Source organism: Aliidiomarina maris (genome assembly GCF_003987335.1).
In the GTDB taxonomy this organism is placed as follows: domain Bacteria; phylum Pseudomonadota; class Gammaproteobacteria; order Enterobacterales; family Alteromonadaceae; genus Aliidiomarina; species Aliidiomarina maris.
This window is the reverse complement of sequence record NZ_PIPK01000001.1, coordinates 394,993-413,925: the sequence shown is the minus strand read 5'-3', so window position 1 is coordinate 413,925 and position 18,933 is coordinate 394,993. Positions and strand designations below refer to the sequence as shown.

Below are 18,933 nucleotides of genomic sequence, written 5' to 3'. Positions count from 1 at the left end.
GGCAGGGGGCGCTTACCTTGGCTAGTCTGAACTAGATTCCAACGTTGTTTTTTCTTTATTGCCCTGAGCTGAGGCTCATCGGGTTACAACACGAGGCAGGTTCAGATGATTTACGCACAACCCAATTCCGACGGCGCGTTGATTAACGCAAAAGAAACCTATGGCAACTTCATTAATGGCGAGTGGGTCGCACCGGTCAATGGCAAGTACTTTGACAATATTTCGCCAGTAACGGGCAAAGCCTTTTGCCGAATTCCGCGCTCCGACGAGGACGATATCAATAAGGCCATCGATGCAGCCCAAGCAGCGAAAGACGCATGGGGCAAAACCTCGGTTACTGAACGTTCCAACCTATTGCTGAAAATTGCAGATCGGTTGGAGCAAAACCTTGAAGCCATCGCAGTGGCGGAGACTTGGGATAATGGTAAAGCCATTCGCGAGACATTGAACGCGGATGTGCCATTGGCAGTGGACCACTTTCGCTATTTCGCTGGTGTGATCCGTGCTCAAGAGGGAACCAGCAGTGAAATTGATGAGCACACGGTCGCCTACCATTTCAACGAGCCGCTGGGTGTGGTGGGTCAGATCATCCCATGGAACTTCCCATTATTGATGGCGTCTTGGAAGCTGGCACCAGCACTGGCGACAGGCAACTGTGTGGTGTTAAAACCGGCAGAGCAAACCCCATGGTCGATTCTAAAGTTTGTCGAACTGATTGAAGATTTGTTGCCAAAAGGGGTGTTGAATGTGGTCAACGGCCACGGCGCTGAGGCGGGCGAGGCGTTGGCCACCAGCAAGCGCATCGCTAAAATCGCCTTTACTGGTTCAACTCCAGTCGGAGCACACATTCTTAAATGCGCGGCTGAGAACATCATTCCGTCTACGGTAGAGTTAGGCGGCAAGTCACCGAACGTCTTCTTCGAAGACATTTATAACTACGAAGACGACTATCTAGATAAATGCATTGAAGGGGTGGTGCTGGCATTTTTCAACCAAGGGGAAGTCTGTACCTGTCCGTCGCGGTTGTTGGTGCAAGAGAGCATTTACGACAAGTTCATTGAGAAAGTGATTGAGCGAACTAAGAAAATTAAACGCGGCAATCCGCTGGATACCGACGTCATGGTCGGCGCGCAGGCTTCTCAAGAACAATTTGAGAAAATTATGAGCTACTTCGATATTGGCCGTGAAGAAGGGGCCGAAGTACTCATGGGCGGCGATAAAGAAAGCTTAGAAGGCGATTTCTCCACGGGCTACTACATTCAGCCGACCTTGTTCAAAGGCGACAATAAAATGCGTGTATTCCAAGAGGAAATCTTTGGCCCGGTGGTGTCGGTCACGACCTTTAAGGACGAAGCAGAAGCGCTCGAACTGGCCAATGACAGTGAATTTGGCTTAGGCGCTGGTTTGTGGACCCGAGATATGAATCGAGCGTACCGCATGGGTCGCGGCATTCAGGCGGGGCGTGTGTGGACCAACTGTTATCACCATTATCCAGCCCATGCTGCATTTGGTGGCTACAAGAAGTCCGGTGTTGGGCGCGAGAACCACCTGATGATGCTGGCGCATTATCAGCAAACCAAAAACATGTTGGTCAGTTACAGTACCGACCCAATGGGCTTCTTTTAATGGTACCAGCGTAGACCTGTTACAACGAGTGGGGTAACGTAGTTATCCCACTCGTTGCTTTGAGGTACCCAGTGAATCTGGCAAAAAACGTAAGTGCGACGCAGACAGCTGCGGGGAGCATCGTTAGCTTGCGCTCGGCACATAAACACGGCGTTGAAGCCGTTCAGGACATCGCTCAGCAATTGGCTGAACTGCAACGTAAACAGCAGTTTGGTGAATTGGGCGGTGTCTTATTTTTTTGCAGCGCTGAGTATCAATTGACGGCGTTGGCTGAAGGCTTTCAGCAATGCTTTGGCGACACCCCTGTGGCCGGATGCACCACGGCCGGTGAACTCACCACGCTGGGCTACGAAAATGGCACTTTGTGCGCGGTGCTATTCGCGGGCAACGCGTTTCAGTTGCAGGTTAGTGGTATCACCCAGCTGCATGAGTTTGATTTAGCACGCGGTCAACAGTTGGTGGACGCGCTGTTGCGGCGCAGTCGCGACGACCCTCAGCGGGTTAGTGATGACAATGTATTCGCAATTACCTTGCTGGATGGACTGTCCAGCCAAGAAGAAACGGTGTTGGTCGCATTGCAAAGCGCATTGGGGAAAATTCCTCACTTTGGGGGTTCCGCAGGGGACGACAACCAATTGCAAACCACCCACGTGTATTTTGATGGGGCGTTCCATAGCAACGCGGCGGTTATTGTATTGGTGCGTACCGCCCTCGCATTTGAAGTGTTCTCAACCCAGCACGTCAGCGCACTGACTGAAAAATTGGTGGTGACCGAAGCGGACGCGGACACCCGAACGGTGTTTGAACTGAATGCGGAGCCTGCGGCTCAAGCCTATGCCGACGCAGTAGGCGTTGCGATGGCGCAGTTGAATGCCACGGTGTTCGCGATGCACCCGTTGGCAGTGAAGGTAGGGCATGAGTATTACATACGCTCAATTCAGCGGGTCAACGACGACGCCAGTTTAACCTTTTATTGCGCAGTGGGTAATGGTGCGGTACTCACACGGATGCAGCCAGAGCCGATGCTGCCCGCATTGGAGGCGCGCTTGAGTGAGATTGAACGCCGGATAGGCGAACCGGTGCTGACCATTGCGTGCGACTGTGTGTTGCGGCGCTTAGAGAACGAGGCGCGTGGTCATCTGGCGGATGCGTCTGCGTTTCTGCGTCGCCATCATGTCAGCGGCTTTACAACCTATGGTGAGCATTTGCATGGTGTGCATGTGAATCAGACATTCACTGGAGTCGTGCTCGCTAAACCAGTGGAAGGTCAGCGTCATTGAACCGAGTGATAGCCCATGTCTGATACCAAATTACCCACCACGCTGGCAGAAGCCAACGCATTGATTGCAGCGCAAGCCGAGCAATTGCGACGGCTGAAGAAAATTAATCGAGCGTTGATTGAGCGGGTCGAAGACAGTGGCGCAGGCGGCTCGGCAACCTCCGCATCGGCCCCTTATGCCGCATTCGAACATGCTGCGGTGCTCGCCGAGCAAGTGCGCGAACGCACCGCAAAATTGTCGCATACGTCGGATGCCCTGCGTCGTTCGAATGACAGTTTACGCCGCGCCAACCAAGCGGCGAGGTTGGCGCATCGCCGTTTGGTGGACGCCATTGAAAGTATTTCCGATGCGTTCGTGTTGTTTGACTCGGAGCAGCGGATTCGTTTATTCAACCACCGTTTTCGCGAGTATTGGCAAGATCTGGGGCTGAAAGTCGAGATAGGGATGCCCAGAGCACGCTTGCAATGGCAAGCTCAAGAGTACGATTTAGTGCAGCATTGGCAGCGTGACAATCAAAGCCGTAGCCGGGTCTATCAGCTGACCAACGGCCACTGGATCCAGCTGAGTGAACGCTTAACCGGCGACGGTGGGCGGGTGTTGCTGTACACCGATATCACCGATTTGAAGCGCAGTGAAGATCGCAGCAAGCAACATTTGCAAGCGGCGAAGCTCGCGGCGGAGCAAGCCAATATTAGTAAGACCAAGTTTTTGGCCGCCGTGAGTCACGATTTGCTGCAGCCACTGAACGCTGCTCGCTTGTTTCACGGGGCAATGCAGGAGCAGCCGATGAGTGCCAAGATGACGCAGTTGGTCGGCTCCGCCAGCCGCTCGTTGGACGATGTCGAAGAGTTGCTGCGCACTTTGATTGATATTTCCAAGCTGGACGCTGGGGTACTGAAAGCGGATAAAGAACCGATTGCGTTGCCGACGTTGTTGGCCAATCTGGATGAACAACACCAACCATTAGCAGCCCACAAAGACCGGGTGTTGAACTGTGTCGCCCAAAGGGTATGGGTGATGACCGATGCCGCGTTGTTAAGTCGGTTGTTGCGCAATTTACTAAGTAATGCTCTTCGCTACACCGAAACCGGTGGTAAGGTGCTGCTTGGTAGCCGACGGCGGCACCATGATGGGCGCCGATATGTTGAAATTCAGGTGCTGGATAACGGCAGCGGCATGGACGAGGCCGCGCTAGGACATATTTTTCGCGAGTTTCACCGACTGCCCCAAGCGCGCGATCAGTCCGATAACGGCTTGGGCTTGGGGCTGGCGATAGTTGATAAGCTCAGTCAGTTGCTTGACCATCCGGTGACGGTACGTTCCTCGCTAGGCGCGGGGTCAGTATTCAGTGTGCAAGTACCCATCTGCGCGGCCCCTGAACCCACAGCGCTACGCACGGTGGGCGAGGTGGGTGATTCAACACGGGGGTTGCATGTTGCCGTTATTGATAATGATCCAGCGGTGTGTGCGGCGATGGAAACCCTGCTGGTTGGATGGGGGTATCGGGTTTCGGTATTTCACCAAGCGCCACTGGAGGTGAACCCGTTTGATTTTGTCGTAATTGATTATCATCTGGCGCCAGGCGGGTCGGTGGTGGATGCTCACACCGATTTGGCAACGCCGCATGCGGCACTGTCGGGCTGGCAAATGAATGCGCCAACGTCGCAGTCAACCGGGTTGGAGTGGGTTCATCATTGGCGCAAAAGTACGCAAGCGCCGCTGCCGCCAATGCTGATGATTACCGCCAACCACAGCCCTGAGCTTAAGCAGGCATTGCAGCAGGCTCAATTGCCGGTGCTGTATAAGCCTGTGCGCCCAGTCAAGTTGCGTGCGTTAATTCAGCACTTGGCCGGGCAGGCGGTTGGCTAGCAACCCCGCTTGCATTCGATTGTCCAGTTCAAGTTTGTCCAAAATTGCTGAAACGTGAGTTTTGACTGTGGTTTCCGCGATATGCAATTGAGTAGCGATGTCTTTGTTTGAAGCACCTTGGCCCAGTAATAATAAGACCTGAAACTGACGCTCGGTGAGTTGTTCGCGCACGTTGGATTCAGGTTCGACGACGGTTTCCTCGGTAGTTGACTGGAAGCTGAGAGCAGGCAGGTACATTTCTCCGCGCAGCAACTGATTGATCGCAGCGGCCAGTGCATCGTGCGCCAAGGATTTGGAGATGTAGCCTGAGGCACCGAGCTTGATGGCTTCAAGTACGGTGTGCTTGTCATCGTGTGCGGACAGCATCGCGACGGCGGTGGCTGGAAATTGGCGACGCAATTCAATTAACCCTTGCAGTCCGTTCATTCCCGGCATATTTAAATCCAGTAACACCAAGTCTGCATCAGGCTGCTGACTGAGTTGTTGATACACCTGGTTTAAATCGGCTGCCTGTAAGCGCAGTTCATGGTCCACATAGCGGTCGATGACGTCGTTAACCGCGTCACGGTACAGGGGATGATCGTCGGCCACTATAATGATACTCACGGATGCTCCACAGTCTCAACGCAGGGGTAATGGTTGTACACAATTTTGCCGCAAATGGAAACCTTTGCTAGTGCTCATACGCTGCAATTTAAGTCCCACAAAATGTACGTTGCAAACCCTTGGGTACGATCACTGGGCTTTGCCATGGCTCAGGGGGTTGCTTAAAAGGGTTGGCACAGGCATCTAACAATTGATTCAGCGTCGTGTGCGAATGAGCTGTCGCTGCCGTCGATGCCACCACAGCTTGAACCACCTGTTCAACCCATGATAAATGCGCAGTGAATTTAGGGTTGTGTGCACGCATTACATCCGCACCGGAGCATAGCGCATGATAGGACTGCAACCACTGCCGCCCTTGGTGACCACTCAGCCAAGCTGGTGGCGTTGCACCATCGAGCACCTCAATTAATTGTAAAAAGCTGTGCTGGTAGTCGATATCATGGCTTTGTAATAAGGCTAGGTATCCTTGGCATAACTCGGTTGATGGTGAGGGCAGCCCGAGTCGTTGGCATAAACGCACAATCCATTGATGTTCCAATGCGGCGGAGAATTGGCGCAACGTGTCGGCAATGTGCGTGACTTGCTGTTGTGCGTCGGTGCGACTCAGTTCAGCGTTCTGATGGGCGGCTTCTAAACGCTGCTTGCACGCCATAGCCAGTTGTTGCAGCGCAAAGAACAGTGCCGCCGGCTGGCGGCTGTAACGATAGCGCTTGCCACTGTCTACCGCGCTGAATGCCGTATCTGGACGGTAACGCTGCAAAAAAGCGGCGGGTCCGAAATCGAACGTTTCGCCGGTCAAGGTTAGATTGTCGGTATTTAGGACGCCATGAATAAACCCTGCGCTCATCCAATGCCCGCCAAGCTCGGCAAATCGATTGCTGATCGCTTGATAGTGTTGGCCAAGGCAATCGGGGGTGCCCAAGATACCGTCCCATGCCATCCAGCTCTGTTTGAGTGCAAGCAATTGCAGGGTACCGATACGAATATGACTTGGATTGATACGGACTAGGATTGCGGCGGACTCCATGTGCTGGCGTTGCAATAGCTGCGAGCTGTTTAAGACCGCAAGCATGCGCGATGTGGGAATGCCTAAGCCAGCCAGAGCTTCGCTGTATATATACTCACGCAAGGCGCTGGCAAGTGGCAGCCGGCCATCGCCACCCAGCGTCCATGGGGTGGTGCCACTGCCTTTCAGTTGGATTTCAATCTGTCGATTGCAGAGTTTGCTGTGAAAGGGGTTGCGGGTGACATGGTCGGGTGCCAACGACGCTTGGCCAATCAGATGGGCGCGGCCATCACCAAGTCGTGGCGCAAATTGACCAAACTGATGCCCTGCGTAACCTAAACAAACGGGCTGATAATTCGAGTAGGGGACGTGGCCGCTGAACACCGGGCGTGCGGCGGACCAGTCTAAGGTGGTGGCTGTAGCCTTATCGCACAACGGCCCCCACTGAATCATGTTTGCGAGTTCATGATTGCGGACGACATAGTCGCAGTCGGGTAAGGGGCTTGGAGCGGCCTGCTGAACCCAAGAGGGGGTTGCGCCGGCAGTGCCTAGATTGATTGGTAACAAAGTTTTGGTCATAGCAATAGCATAGCTCGCGCTCATCACCGTTGCATGTTGTTCAAGGATGTGAACGTTCCTAAACGAAAAAACCGAGGTAAATAATCGGTAAACTGCGTTGGCACGCTTTAATGATAATAATTATCATCTAAACTTATAAACATGACGTATTGATAGATTCAATATAGATCGATAAATGGGGTGGTGTATGTATTTTATGAATAAGACTTTGACCTTTGCCGTGGTGCATTTCTTTGTGGCTTTCACGGTGACTTGGCTGATTACTGGTAGCTTTGTTTTGGGTGGCTTAGTGGCGATGATAGAGCCCGCTGTCAACACAGTGGCGTACTTCTTCCACGAAAAGGCGTGGGCACGCTTTGGTCAACCTAAGCATGCAGCGAAAAGCCCTGTGACGATTGACGCACAGGCCGTGTCGGTGGACATTCGATAGCGTCAACGTCACACACTTACACCGCAACTCATACGGGTTAACCAGCACGCGGCGAATAATTTTGTCAGCCGCGTGCCAAAGCCAGCCTCTTTAGCACGCCTCAAGCATGTTCCTTTCGTCACCTTGTGATAAACTCAGCGCATTTGTTGATTAAGTCTATAAGGTTATCGTCGTATGAGCATAGTCTCTCGTTTTGCCCCTAGCCCTACTGGTTACCTGCACGTAGGTGGCGCCCGTACCGCACTGTATTCTTGGTTAGTCGCGAAAGCGGCTGGCGGTAAATTTATCCTGCGCATCGAAGACACCGATATTGAACGCTCTAGCCAAGCAGCGATCGACGCTATCATGGAAGGTATGCAATGGCTCGGGCTCAACTATGACGAAGGCCCTTATTACCAAACCAAGCGTTTCGACCGCTATAAAGAGCTTACCGAGCAGCTATTGCAAGAAGGTAAAGCATACAAGTGTTACTGCTCAGTCGAGCGCCTGGATGCGATGCGTGAAGAGCAAATGGCCGCCGGCAAAAAACCACGCTATGACGGTGCGTGTCGTGACCAAGCGGATAGACCTGGGCAGCCCTATGTGATTCGCTTCCGTAACCCACAAGAGGGTAGTGTGGTATTTGATGACCACGTGCGTGGGCGCATCGAAATTTCTAATCAAGAATTAGACGATCTGATCATTGCACGTACCGATGGTACGCCAACCTACAACTTCTGTGTGGTGGTCGATGACTGGGATATGGGGATTACCCATGTTGTGCGTGGCGAAGACCACATCAATAACACCCCACGCCAAATTAATATCCTCAAAGCGCTGGGTGCGCCGGTGCCTGAGTATGCCCACGTGTCGATGATTTTAGGTGATGACGGTAAGAAGTTATCCAAGCGTCATGGTGCGGTGAGCGTGATGGAATACCGCGATAACGGCTACTTGCCACAGGCATTATTGAATTACTTAGTGCGTTTGGGTTGGTCACATGGCGATCAAGAAGTTTTCTCTGTAGATGAAATGATCAAGCTGTTTAAGCTGTCTGACATTAATAAAGCGGCATCCGCATTTAATACCGAGAAATTGAATTGGCTAAACCAGCATTACATAAAAACCTTACCTAAAGCTGAAGTTGCGGCAGAACTGGCATGGCACTTTAATAAGTTAGGCGTCGATGTGAGCCAAGGCCCAAGCTTGGAAACCATCATTGAGCTACAAGGTGAGCGGGTTAAAACCTTGAAGGAAATGGCCGAAATTAGCCGTTACTTCTATGCTGAAGTCAACGAGTTTGACGCCGATGCTGCGAAGAAGCATTTACGCCCAGTGGCCGGAGCTGCTTTAGCAGACATCCGCGATAGACTGCGTGACACGACGACATGGGATGCAAGTGCAATTCAGCAGTGTATTAAAGATACCTGCGATGCACTCGAAATTGGCATGGGTAAAGTAGGTATGCCATTACGAGTCGCGGTGACCGGTGGTGGTAACTCGCCATCGCTGGATGTCACTTTAGCCGCATTGCCTCAAGCGGTCGCGGTGGCACGGATTGAGCTGGCGCTTGAATTTATTGAGGCGAGAGCGGAGCAGGGTTAAGATGCCCAAAATTAAAGAATTACTAAATAATAACCGTAAATGGGCTGACCGCATGGTCAATGAGGACCCAGACTTTTTTAATCGTCTGGTGAATCAACAAAAGCCTGAATACTTGTGGATTGGCTGTTCTGACAGCCGCGTGCCGGCGAATCAAATCGTCGGCATGGCCCCCGGTGAGTTATTTGTGCACCGAAATGTGGCCAATCAAGTGGTGCAGACTGACTTTAATTGCTTGTCAGTGATTCAATATGCAGTCGAAGCCTTAAAAGTTAAGCATATCTTAGTGGTTGGGCATTACGGTTGTGGCGGGGTAGCGGCCTCCATGGAGAACACCGCCCACGGTCTGGTTGATAATTGGTTATTCCCAATTAAAGACGTGTATCGCGAGCACCGTAAAGAATTGGAGAACTTGGCCTACGATCCACGCTTAGACCGACTATGCGAGCTCAATGTCATTGAGCAAGTGCGTAACCTGGCGAAAAGCCACACGGTGCAAGAAGCATGGAATCGAGGTCAACCCCTGACAATTCACGGTTGGATATATAGCGTCAAAGACGGCTTGGTGCGTGATTTAGAGGTCACCATGTCAGACAAAGAAGGGGTGGAGCGCATTTACCACTTTGATGTGGCAGATAGCGAATAGCGTTGTAAAGTGTCAAAAACAGACGCTTGCTGGTTGTTTTTACGGCAAACTGTTAAAAAAATAACCGAACGCTAGCTATCTCAGAAAAAAGTATTGACAGTTTTTCTGATGTCCTTATAATTCGCCCCGCTGTCAGGGTAAAGCAACCGCGCAATCGGGAGCTTATCAGGATGGGGCTATAGCTCAGCTGGGAGAGCGCTTGCATGGCATGCAAGAGGTCAGCGGTTCGATCCCGCTTAGCTCCACCATCTGAGTGCTTTGATATATTAAGTCCAGGGTCCCCTTCGTCTAGAGGCCTAGGACACCGCCCTTTCACGGCGGTAACAGGGGTTCGAATCCCCTAGGGGACGCCAATTTTGCCAGGCTTACGCCTTGCGAGTTAAGCGACAATAGTTTTTGTCGTCATGTGCTCACGTTATGCGTGAGTGAGAGTAAAGCACCGTGCAGTACATGTGAACGGACTTAATAGAACAGCCATTGAAATTTTGCGTCCCCTTCGTCTAGAGGCCTAGGACACCGCCCTTTCACGGCGGTAACAGGGGTTCGAATCCCCTAGGGGACGCCAATTTCAAAACATAATTGGGTGCAAGCCCAGAGATTGGCCGCCGTGAGGCGGTGCCCCGAGGACACCGCGCCAAACCTTTGGCACGGCGGTAACAGGGGTTCGAATCCCCTAGGGGACGCCAATTTCAAAACAAATTTGGGTGCAAACCCAGAGATTGGCCGCCGTGAGGCGGTGCCCCGAGGACACCGCGCCAAACCTTTGGCACGGCGGTAACAGGGGTAGAATCCTTCAAGGGACGCCAATTTCAAAACATATCAGTCCAGGGTCCCCTTCGTCTAGAGGCCTAGGACACCGCCCTTTCACGGCGGTAACAGGGGTTCGAATCCCCTAGGGGACGCCATTTCCGACTGATATTTCTAAAAAACCTTCCTTTGTTCGAAACTATCAATTAATCAATCCTTTTTGTTTTTCTATGCGTATAACCTGTTCACGATAACTCATCCGTTAACAAGGACTTACCACCATGAATACGCAACCAAACCCCGTCGCTGTCATCACTGGGGCAAGCCGTCGCTTAGGTTTGCATATGACCCAGTCATTTCTGCAGCAAGGCTGGCAAGTCATTGTCTTAACCAGAGACTGTGGCGCGGGCGAGTTAGCAAACATAGATAACCCTAATTTGACCTGTATCGAATGTGACGCCCTCAATGATGAAAGTGTGAGCGCTGCGATAGGGTCTATTCGTCAGGCCACTCAGCATGTGGATTTGCTGCTACATAACGCCTCTATTTACGAAAAAGACCAACAGCACCAAAGTGACCCAGTCAGCTTTTATAATGATTTGTATGCGATTCACATGAAATTGCCTGCACGCTTGAACACTGCCTTGGCAGATCTACTCAAAGAGAGTGTGCGCGAGCAGGGTAATATTATTCATATCACTGACATATATGTGGCAAATCCGAACCCTGAGTACGCGCTATATTGCTCTACCAAAGCGGGTTCAGAAAACCTGATGCTTAGCTTCGCAAAGCGTTTAGCGCCGACAGTACGCGTTAATGCGATTCAGCCTGGGCCGGTAAAGTTCTTACCTGAGCATAGCAGTGATGACCAATCAAAAGTGCTCGCTGAGACCCTGCTGGCGGTGGAAGGGGGCTTTGAAGCGTTGGAAAAGGCTATCTATGCTATCCTCGATAACCATTATATGACCGCTAGTGTGGTGCGTGTTGATGGCGGCCGTGCAATGGCCTAACTGACGACCATGAAATTCAATCTGCTGGCAGCCTGCGATATTGTTTGGTTGGTTGCCAGCGCGAATCACTGCCTGGATATAAGGCTCTTTAAACTGCGCTAAAATAGCCAAATCAAACTGACTCTGTTGCGCCAAAACATCAACATCAAGCGGGCGGTCTTTTTTACTGCTCATTGGGTCGCTACGGTCGCGGCCGCATGTAATTTCCAGTTCGTTAGTCCAGGCTTTTAATTGCTCCGGTGGCCATTCAGTGTGAATGACCACCAAGGTGTTATAAAACTCATGCTGAGTCAGAATGTCGACGGGTGCTGTACGTACCACCGGCCACACCATAATATGACCAAACTTTGCTTGCAGTTGGTGTAGGGCAGTGCTCAAATGCTGGGCAGGATGAATATTACTGCCCAAGCTGAGATAGTACGTATAGCGTCGCATTATAAGGTTGCCACATGTTGTAAGATTTCGCGCAACTTCGGTTCCATCATATCGGCTATTTTTTCTTGCGCTGCTAAATTAGGGTGGATGCCATCGCTTTGCATTAAGTTGGGTTGGGTCGCAATTTCAAGCATAAAAAACGGCACCAAAGGCACGTCGTGCTGTTCCGCGACGGCACCGAACAATGCGCTAAACTCGCTGGTATAACGGCGTCCCATATTCGGCGGAATTTCAATTTGGCTTAAGGCGACATAGATACCTTCGCCGTGCAGGTACTCAATCATTTGGGTTAGATTGCGTTGAATGCTGTCTATTTGGAAGCCACGCAAACCATCGTTACCACCGAGCTCGATAAATACAGCATCAGGCTGGTGTCGAGCGACTACGTCGCGTAAGCGATTAAGGCCGCCTTGGGTGGTATCGCCACTGATACTGGCGTTAATAATTGAGAACTCTGGATGCGTGCGTTGCCAGCGACGTTCAATGTCGGCAACCCAGGTATCGGCTTGAGAAATGCCATAGCCTGCACTTAGGCTATCACCTAACACCACGAGTGAGACATTTGCGCTGGCAGGACGTATAACCAGCAAGAGTATAATCAGAAAGCTGTTACTAAGGATTTTGTTAAACATATGATGATTCAAACCTCCGCTGTTACTAAACATGTTGAAACGACCGCTGGCCGACTCACTATCTTACATGCAATCGACCTGGCAATTAAAGCCGGTGAGAGCGTTGCTATTGTCGGCGCGTCGGGCTCAGGCAAATCAACCTTGCTTTCGTTATTAGCTGGTTTAGACACAGCTAGTAGTGGCCAAGTACTTATAGAAAACGAAAATTTAGGTGATTTGGATGAGGAACAACGTGCGAAAGTTCGCGCTGACAAGGTTGGCTTCATTTTTCAGTCGTTCTTATTAATTCCAAGTTTAACCGCACTAGAAAATGTGATGCTGCCGGCAGAACTAGCGGGGCGTAGTGACGCCGAGGCGCAAGCAAGGGAGCTCCTTGAAAAAGTGGGTTTGTCAGAGCGTTTAGATCATTACCCGAATCAACTCTCGGGTGGTGAGCAGCAGCGAGTGGCGATTGCGCGTGCTTTCATTGGAAAGCCGAAAATTCTATTCGCCGACGAGCCGACTGGTAATTTAGACAGCACCACAGGTGCAACGGTCGAGGCACTGCTCTTTGCAATGAATCAAGATTATGGCACTACTTTAGTGATGGTGACCCATGACAATACGTTAGCGCAAAAATGCGATCGCGTTTTAGTGATGAATGCGGGCGAGTTAAAGGAGCAACGCGCTGATGTGGCATAAAATTTCCTGGCGTTTATTACGCCATGAACTGCGCCGTGGCGAGCTCACGATTATGGCGGCGGCCGTGGCGCTTTCGGTGTGTGCAGTGCTGTCACTGTCCTTGTTTTCTGAACGCTTGCAAGCAGGCTTGCTGGAGCGTAGTGCTGAATTTTTGGCCGCGGATCGGGTGTTGCGCAGTCGCGATGAAATTGACACCCAGTGGTTAGAGCGCGCCCAGGATGAAGGCCTACAGTGGGCGCGGCGCACGACATTTAATTCAATGGCGTTTGCCGCTGAGCAGCTGGCATTGGTAGACATTAAAGCGGTCAGCCCTGGCTACCCGTTACGTGGACAATTAGAAGTAGCACAAACACCGTTTGTGGACGGCGAACCGACAGATGCTTTACCTCAAAGTGGAGAAGCTTGGGTGGCATCGCAATTATTTCAACGACTTGAGCTGAATATCGGAGACAGCTTAGAAATTGGTAACAGTGAGTTCGTGGTCACTCAAGTACTGACCCATGAACCAGATTCTGGGCTGAATGTGTTTACCGACAGCCCGAATGTACTGATTGCGTATGCCGACCTTGAGGGGACGGGCTTGATTCAACCCGGCAGCAGGGTCAACTTCAATTACCTATTCGCAGGCAGCCCAGGTGACATTGCACGCTATGAAGCATGGTTGCTGCCACAATTGGACGATGTCACCCAACGCTGGCGCGGAATTACCGATGATGAGACGCCATTAGCCAGTTCATTACGCCGTGCCGAGCAATTTATGTTATTGGCCAGCTTGCTGGGAGTGGTACTTGCGGCCACTGCAGTTGCAGTAGCCGCCCAGCGCTATTGTCAGCGCAATTACGATGCCGTCGCGATTATGAAAACCTTAGGCGGCGCGCGTGGCCAAATTCAGCGTATTTTTACCCTGCACCTGTTGCTACTGACCGCGTTTTCCATAGCGATTGGTGTACTGCTGGGGTATTCGTTGCAAGCAGCAGTTATTTTTTACGTGCAGACCCAGCTAGGCCAAAGCTTGCCTTCAGCGGGCGCTGGGCCCTACGCGCTGGCGATAGGCACTGGCTTACTGTGTGCGCTGATGTTTAGCCTGTACCCATTGCTGCGTTTAATTAAAGTGCCTCCGCTGCGGGTATTACAGCGTGACTTGGGCGACTCGGCGGTGCGTGTTTGGCTGCAATGGTTGATTGGGGGCGGCACTATCTATGCACTTATGGTGCTGTATTCGTCAAGCTGGATACTATCCCTTGCGCTATTCGTTGGTGGTAGCGTAGCGGTGCTGATATTGCTGGGCATATCGCGTTTATTTATTCGTGCGAGTCGCCAAGCGGGGATGCAGGCGGGGAGTAGCTGGCGATTAGCGATGGCCGGGATGCAGCGCCGGGCGAAGCAAAATTCGGTACAAATGATCAGCTTTGCTACCGCACTGATGCTGTTGTTGTTAGTACTGGCACTGCGTAACGAACTGCTGGCCGACTGGCAGTCGCAATTACCTGACGATGCGCCCAATTATTTCGTGGTGAATGTCGCACAGGATCAAGTGCAGCCGCTAGAGCAAATGTTTGAGCGTGAAAACTTGGTGGCAACGGATTTATACCCCATTGTTCCAGGGCGCTTGATGGCGATTAACGATGAACTGGTGCGCGATGCCGTGACCAAGGAAGAGCGAGACGAAAGTCAGTTTAGGGAAGGCTTTGGGCGTGAATTACAGCTTACATGGCGTGACTCACTGCCACCTAACAATATCCTACGCCGTGGTCAGTGGTTTGATAGTGCTCAGCATCCGAACGGGGAAGTATCAGTAGAAAGTCAGGTAGCGGAGCGCTTGGGGTTAAGCTTAGGTGATGAGTTACGTTTTCTGGTTGGCGGTAATGAATTCACCGTGCCTATCACCAGTATCCGCGATGTAGATTGGAATACCATGCAGCCAAATTTCTTTATGATATTTGACCCTGCATCATTGCAAACCAGCGGCGCGACCTACATTGCCAGCTTCTACTTGCCGACGGAGCGTAAAAACGAGCTTTATAGCTTGTTTAGGGACTTCCCACAAGCGTCCTTGGTCGACGTGGATACCATTATCGCGCAGTTACGCGAAGTAATCGGTCAAGTGTCGCTGGCGATTACGTTTGTACTGGTGCTGGTGGTGTTAGCGGGTGGTTTGGTGCTGGTTGCCCAAGTACAAGCCACTATGGAAGAGCGTGAGAAAGAACTGGTGATCCTGCGTACTCTTGGTGCGAAAGGCTCATTACTGTCACGGGCGGTTAGCTATGAGTTCATTATACTCGGGGCATTAGCAGGCTTAATTGCGGCGATAGCCATGGAGCTATCGGTGTACTTGCTGCAAACCCAAGTGTTTTCAATGCAACCTAGTATTCATTGGCGCTTTTGGTTGCTGGGGCCAGGTTTAGGCGCTCTGGTGGTTGGTAGCTTGGGGCGTTTAACCTGCGCGCGCATGCTGAAGCAAAACACCTCGCAACTGATTCGCCAGTTGAGTTAGTAGTAAGGGGTTAAAAAAACGTCGGCTATGGCCGACGTTTTTTGTGCCTTCCACACGCTTATGCTTGGGGGTGAAAGCACTGTTGCAGAGCCTCCATTAAGGTGGGGTGGCGAAATTGAAAGCCACTTTGAATAAGCTTCTCTGGCAGTACAGCCTGCCCAGTTAAAATCATATCCGACATTTCGCCAAGCAAAATCCGCATCACGGGCGCAGGGACACGAAACAGGCACGGGCGCTTCAGTACTTTGGCCAGGGTTTGACTAAATACTTGGTTACTGACGGGTTCTGGGGCGGTGGCATTAAACGCGCCGCTGGCATTGTCATGGTGAAGTAGGAAAATAATTAAATCCACCATGTCATCAAGGTGAATCCAGGACATCATTTGCTGCCCGTCCCCGATGGGCCCACCCACGCCAAGCTTAAAAGGCAGTGCCATCTTACTTAATGCACCACCGTTGGCAGCCAGAACAATACCGGTGCGTAGGGTGCATACGCGCGTGTGCTCCGATGCGGCTTGCTCCGCCAATTGTTCCCAATGTGCGCATAAACGATGGGTGAACTCGTCATGGGCTTGATAGTCATTTTCGGTCACGGGCGTCTGTCCTTGGCGCCCGTAATAGCCAATCGCAGAGCCAGAAATAAATACCTTAGGTGGCTTGGTTGATTGTTTGAAGCGGGAAACCAATTGCTCGGTCGTTTCGAATCGACTCTGTTCAATGCGCTTTTTTTGCTGGTCGCTCCAGCGTTTGTCTGCGATCGGTTCACCTGCTAGATTGATCACCGCATCAAAGTCGTCCAAATGGCGGAGAGGTTCAAGGCTAGTCAGTGCCTGAATATCATGGCCTAACGTGCGGTATGCGCGTTCGGCATTACGTGTCAGTACGGTAATCTGATGCTGATTACGTAATTTTTTATACAGCGCGCTGCCGATTAAGCCAGTACCGCCGGTAATTAAGATATGCATGATTCAGTGACCTTCCTTTGGATTACGGTATGATATAGATAGTAAAGCAAACAAATGACTGCTTTGCAGTGCTTAAGGTATAAGGATCTACGATGACAGAGCAAAATCAGATGAATTCAGTTGGCCAAGTTATGTTAGTGATGGCCGCTGTGGTCGTTGTATTAGCAGGCGTGAAGGCCGCCAGTGTTGTTGTCGTGCCAGTGCTTTTAGCACTTTTTATCGCGATTATTAGCCACCCCCTGATTGAATGGTTTCATCGCTTGGGTTTGCCGCGTTTCTTGGCGTTGCTACCTGTGGTATTAGTCATTTCAGTAATGGTCGTGTTGTTAACGGGGCTGGTGGTGCAGTCGGCCAATGAGTTTATGCAGAATATGCCGCAATATCGCGTACAAAGTGCAGCGCAACTGGATTGGTTGGCGGAGCGTGCCGAAGCATACAACATTCCCTTTAACTGGGACATGTTGCAAACCCAACTCGACCCGTCGCGGGCGATTAATTTGACCATGAACATGCTCAGCGGTGTGGGTAATTTTCTAACCAGCTTCGTGATTGTGCTATTAATTATGGTGTTTATGCTCGGAGAAGCGCGCTTGGCACCAAGCAAAATTAAACTGGCATTTAAAAGCCCAGAACGTACCACCACTAACGTTGCAACTATTCTGATCGCAATCAACAAATATCTGGCGTTGAAAACCTTAATTAGCTTTATCACCGGCGTCATTGTCGGGGTCGGATTATGGTTGATGGGGGTCGATCACTTCTTGTTATGGGGCGTCATTGCATTCCTATTTAATTATATCCCTAATATTGGGTCTATTTTAGCCTCGGTACCCGCCATTATTATGGCGTTGATTCAGCATAGTCCGCTGATGGCAGGCGCAGTCGCGCTGTTATACCTGGCCGTTAACGTGGTGATGGGGAACTTGATTGAACCGCGGGTGATGGGACGTGGCTTAGGTCTATCCACTTTAGTGGTGTTTTTGTCATTATTATTCTGGGGATGGATGTTAGGCCCGGTGGGGATGCTGTTGTCCGTGCCGTTAACCATGGTGGTCAAGATAGCTTTGGGGGAAAATTCAAGTACTCGTTGGCTCGCGGTGCTACTTTCAGGTGATGAAATTGCGCGCATTGCCGATAACCCTAAAGAGGCCGAATATTACGCCCGTGACGCTGCCCCAGAGCAGGAAAGCGAGGTATCGGCCGACGTAGTGAACCCAAATCTACAAGGGACAACGCGTGTCGAGTAACTTGGTATCAGACAATTCCACGTCTCAAGGGCGTAGCGCACAAAATAGCCGGGTCAAAACTGGCCCTGCCATGTTCCGTGAACGCCAGTCGTATGCGGCTAATGAGCAGCGCTTGGCGAACTTGCGCGAATCGCCGCGCGAAGAAATGTATCGGGTCAACCGCGACCAAATTCAGCGCATTGGACCGCCGCCCCCCAAGATAAACGCCACCAGTGCGGCTGACCAAAATGGTGTGAATCAGCCGCGCGGGGTTGGTCCAGTGGGTAACTTAATCGACGCCTGGGCTTAGACCGTGGCAGCCTTCATGCTGCGCACAAAGTCACTCAACGCTGTTAACATTGCAGTGCTATCGGCTAAGTTATCTTCAATCCGTTGTACCACAGCAGAGCCGCTAATTGCCCCTGCTGCACCGGCTTGAATGGCATGCTGAACATGTTCAGGCTTGGATATACCAAAACCAAGCACAGCTGGCGCACCTTGCTGGGCATTTAAATAGTCAACCAATTGGGTGGCAGGGGCACTGACTTCCACATTCGCACCCGTCACACCTGCGCGACTTAATAAGTAAATGTAGCCTTGGCTGTGCTTAGCAATGCGGGTTAAGGTCTCTGGGCTCGCGTCCGGTGGGGCAATAAAGACCTGTGCGACGCCAGCTTGATTCGCCGCTTGCTGAAAAGTAGCACCCTCACGGACCGGCACATCGGCCACTAACACCGAGTCGACGCCGACTTCGGCGCAGCGCTGATAAAAGCGCTCGCGGCCTTGGGCCATTACCAGGTTGCCATACACCAACAATCCAATTGGCGTGTCAGGGCTGTATGCGCGCACACGAGCAAGTAGCTCAAAGCAATGCTGAATCGACACTTTACTTTGCAACGCACGAATTGATGCACGCTGAATGGTTGGCCCATCCGCAACTGGGTCCGAAAACGGGAAGCCAAGTTCCAGCGCATCGGCACCTGCGTCAATCATGGCTTTGATAATTGCTTCACTTTGGGCTAAGTCAGGATCGCCTAAGGTTACAAATGGAATAAAAGCGCCTTGCTGTTTGGCTTTTAACGCAGCAAACATAGGCTCATAGCGAGTGGTCACTGACATGC

The 18,933-nt window shown here is 51.5% G+C and carries 16 protein-coding genes, 4 tRNA genes and 1 pseudogene; 15 read left to right on the top strand and 6 right to left on the bottom strand.

Translation table 11 applies throughout. The features are described 5' to 3' along the window. The first annotated feature begins 105 nt into the window (after nt 1-105). The 3 genes from exaC to CWE07_RS02005 all read left to right on the top strand — a co-directional run bounded on the left by exaC (nt 106) and on the right by CWE07_RS02005 (nt 4,775). Entirely contained in the window at nt 106-1,626 is a 1,521-nt protein-coding gene (exaC, locus tag CWE07_RS02015; protein WP_111568255.1) for an acetaldehyde dehydrogenase ExaC, read from the top strand. A gap of 71 nt (nt 1,627-1,697) precedes the next feature. Beyond that, nucleotides 1,698-2,906, top strand: a complete 1,209-nt coding sequence (gene nosP, locus CWE07_RS02010) for a nitric oxide-sensing protein NosP (RefSeq protein ID WP_126818962.1) — start codon at nt 1,698-1,700, stop codon at nt 2,904-2,906. 15 nt (nt 2,907-2,921) lie between these two features. Then, nucleotides 2,922-4,775 (top strand): sensor histidine kinase, encoded by a 1,854-nt coding sequence (locus CWE07_RS02005; protein ID WP_111568253.1) that lies wholly within the window; start codon nt 2,922-2,924, stop codon nt 4,773-4,775. Here CWE07_RS02005 and CWE07_RS02000 read toward each other — a convergent pair. Together CWE07_RS02000 and CWE07_RS01995 are read right to left on the bottom strand one after the other, a co-directional pair. After that, nucleotides 4,740-5,381, bottom strand: a complete 642-nt coding sequence (locus CWE07_RS02000; protein WP_111568252.1) for a response regulator — start codon at nt 5,379-5,381, stop codon at nt 4,740-4,742. The genes CWE07_RS02005 and CWE07_RS02000 overlap by 36 nt on opposite strands. A gap of 88 nt (nt 5,382-5,469) precedes the next feature. Then, nucleotides 5,470-6,966 carry a protein adenylyltransferase SelO family protein gene (locus CWE07_RS01995; RefSeq protein ID WP_157983197.1) on the bottom strand — a complete coding sequence of 499 codons (1,497 nt, stop codon included), beginning with the start codon at nt 6,964-6,966 and terminating at the stop codon, nt 5,470-5,472. 196 nt (nt 6,967-7,162) lie between these two features. Here CWE07_RS01995 and CWE07_RS01990 point away from each other — a divergent pair, with 196 nt between their 5' ends. The 8 genes from CWE07_RS01990 to CWE07_RS01955 all read left to right on the top strand — a co-directional run bounded on the left by CWE07_RS01990 (nt 7,163) and on the right by CWE07_RS01955 (nt 11,380). Beyond that, nucleotides 7,163-7,396, top strand: a complete 234-nt coding sequence (locus tag CWE07_RS01990; protein WP_111568369.1) for a DUF2061 domain-containing protein — start codon at nt 7,163-7,165, stop codon at nt 7,394-7,396. Nucleotides 7,397-7,570: 174 nt separating this feature from the next. After that, nucleotides 7,571-8,980, top strand: a complete 1,410-nt coding sequence (gltX, locus tag CWE07_RS01985) for a glutamate--tRNA ligase (protein ID WP_111568250.1) — start codon at nt 7,571-7,573, stop codon at nt 8,978-8,980. 1 nt (nt 8,981) lies between these two features. Beyond that, complete coding sequence (can, locus tag CWE07_RS01980) at nt 8,982-9,623, top strand: carbonate dehydratase (protein ID WP_111568249.1); 642 nt, start codon at nt 8,982-8,984, stop codon at nt 9,621-9,623. Nucleotides 9,624-9,795: 172 nt separating this feature from the next. After that, nucleotides 9,796-9,871: transfer RNA gene (locus tag CWE07_RS01975), tRNA-Ala, on the top strand. Between the two features lie 29 nt (nt 9,872-9,900). Then, nucleotides 9,901-9,976, top strand: a tRNA-Glu gene (locus CWE07_RS01970). Nucleotides 9,977-10,112: 136 nt separating this feature from the next. Further along, nucleotides 10,113-10,188 (top strand) — tRNA-Glu (locus CWE07_RS01965). Nucleotides 10,189-10,452: 264 nt separating this feature from the next. After that, nucleotides 10,453-10,528 (top strand) — tRNA-Glu (locus CWE07_RS01960). A gap of 123 nt (nt 10,529-10,651) precedes the next feature. Continuing rightward, the gene (locus tag CWE07_RS01955) at nt 10,652-11,380 is read left to right on the top strand and encodes an SDR family NAD(P)-dependent oxidoreductase (RefSeq protein ID WP_111568248.1); all 729 of its coding nucleotides are present in this window, start codon (nt 10,652-10,654) and stop codon (nt 11,378-11,380) included. Nucleotides 11,381-11,509: 129 nt separating this feature from the next. Here CWE07_RS01955 and folK read toward each other — a convergent pair. Then, nucleotides 11,510-11,815: pseudogene (gene folK, locus CWE07_RS14680) on the bottom strand (2-amino-4-hydroxy-6-hydroxymethyldihydropteridine diphosphokinase); the annotation flags it as partial. After that, a complete protein-coding gene (locus CWE07_RS01945; RefSeq protein WP_111568246.1) occupies nt 11,815-12,447 on the bottom strand; it encodes an arylesterase in 633 nt (210 codons plus the stop codon). The pseudogene folK and the gene CWE07_RS01945, both read right to left, overlap by 1 nt. Between CWE07_RS01945 and CWE07_RS01940 the strand changes: the two genes are divergently transcribed. Both CWE07_RS01940 and CWE07_RS01935 read left to right on the top strand, forming a co-directional pair. Next, nucleotides 12,448-13,128 carry an ABC transporter ATP-binding protein gene (locus CWE07_RS01940; protein ID WP_111568245.1) on the top strand — a complete coding sequence of 227 codons (681 nt, stop codon included), beginning with the start codon at nt 12,448-12,450 and terminating at the stop codon, nt 13,126-13,128. It begins immediately after the preceding gene. After that, complete coding sequence (locus CWE07_RS01935) at nt 13,118-15,622, top strand: ABC transporter permease (protein WP_111568244.1); 2,505 nt, start codon at nt 13,118-13,120, stop codon at nt 15,620-15,622. Before CWE07_RS01940 ends, CWE07_RS01935 begins: the two co-directional genes overlap by 11 nt. A 58-nt stretch (nt 15,623-15,680) precedes the next feature. Here CWE07_RS01935 and CWE07_RS01930 read toward each other — a convergent pair whose 3' ends face one another. Beyond that, nucleotides 15,681-16,586, bottom strand: coding sequence for a TIGR01777 family oxidoreductase (locus CWE07_RS01930; protein WP_111568243.1), 906 nt, complete (start codon nt 16,584-16,586; stop codon nt 15,681-15,683). Between the two features lie 92 nt (nt 16,587-16,678). Between CWE07_RS01930 and CWE07_RS01925 the strand changes: the two genes are divergently transcribed. Continuing rightward, entirely contained in the window at nt 16,679-17,833 is a 1,155-nt protein-coding gene (locus tag CWE07_RS01925; protein ID WP_111568242.1) for an AI-2E family transporter, read from the top strand. Then, a complete protein-coding gene (locus CWE07_RS01920; RefSeq protein WP_111568241.1) occupies nt 17,823-18,122 on the top strand; it encodes a hypothetical protein in 300 nt (99 codons plus the stop codon). Before CWE07_RS01925 ends, CWE07_RS01920 begins: the two co-directional genes overlap by 11 nt. On the opposite strand, the gene trpA is transcribed toward CWE07_RS01920, so the two are convergent. Beyond that, on the bottom strand, nt 18,119-18,931 hold the full coding sequence (gene trpA / locus CWE07_RS01915; RefSeq protein WP_111568240.1) for a tryptophan synthase subunit alpha: 813 nt from the start codon (nt 18,929-18,931) through the stop codon (nt 18,119-18,121). The genes CWE07_RS01920 and trpA overlap by 4 nt on opposite strands. Nucleotides 18,932-18,933 lie beyond the last annotated feature (2 nt).

Bases quoted from the DNA above. Each gene is read 5' to 3' on its own strand.
- exaC (WP_111568255.1), top strand. From the start codon at position 106: ATGATTTACGCACAACCCAATTCCGACGGCGCGTTGATTAACGCAAAA.
- CWE07_RS02005 (WP_111568253.1), top strand. From the start codon at position 2,922: ATGTCTGATACCAAATTACCCACCACGCTGGCAGAAGCCAACGCATTG.
- CWE07_RS01995 (WP_157983197.1), bottom strand. From the start codon at position 6,966: ATGACCAAAACTTTGTTACCAATCAATCTAGGCACTGCCGGCGCAACC.
- CWE07_RS01990 (WP_111568369.1), top strand. From the start codon at position 7,163: ATGAATAAGACTTTGACCTTTGCCGTGGTGCATTTCTTTGTGGCTTTC.
- gltX (WP_111568250.1), top strand. From the start codon at position 7,571: ATGAGCATAGTCTCTCGTTTTGCCCCTAGCCCTACTGGTTACCTGCAC.
- can (WP_111568249.1), top strand. From the start codon at position 8,982: ATGCCCAAAATTAAAGAATTACTAAATAATAACCGTAAATGGGCTGAC.
- CWE07_RS01955 (WP_111568248.1), top strand. From the start codon at position 10,652: ATGAATACGCAACCAAACCCCGTCGCTGTCATCACTGGGGCAAGCCGT.
- CWE07_RS01945 (WP_111568246.1), bottom strand. From the start codon at position 12,447: ATGTTTAACAAAATCCTTAGTAACAGCTTTCTGATTATACTCTTGCTG.
- CWE07_RS01940 (WP_111568245.1), top strand. From the start codon at position 12,448: ATGATGATTCAAACCTCCGCTGTTACTAAACATGTTGAAACGACCGCT.
- CWE07_RS01935 (WP_111568244.1), top strand. From the start codon at position 13,118: ATGTGGCATAAAATTTCCTGGCGTTTATTACGCCATGAACTGCGCCGT.
- CWE07_RS01930 (WP_111568243.1), bottom strand. From the start codon at position 16,586: ATGCATATCTTAATTACCGGCGGTACTGGCTTAATCGGCAGCGCGCTG.
- CWE07_RS01925 (WP_111568242.1), top strand. From the start codon at position 16,679: ATGACAGAGCAAAATCAGATGAATTCAGTTGGCCAAGTTATGTTAGTG.
- trpA (WP_111568240.1), bottom strand. From the start codon at position 18,931: ATGTCAGTGACCACTCGCTATGAGCCTATGTTTGCTGCGTTAAAAGCC.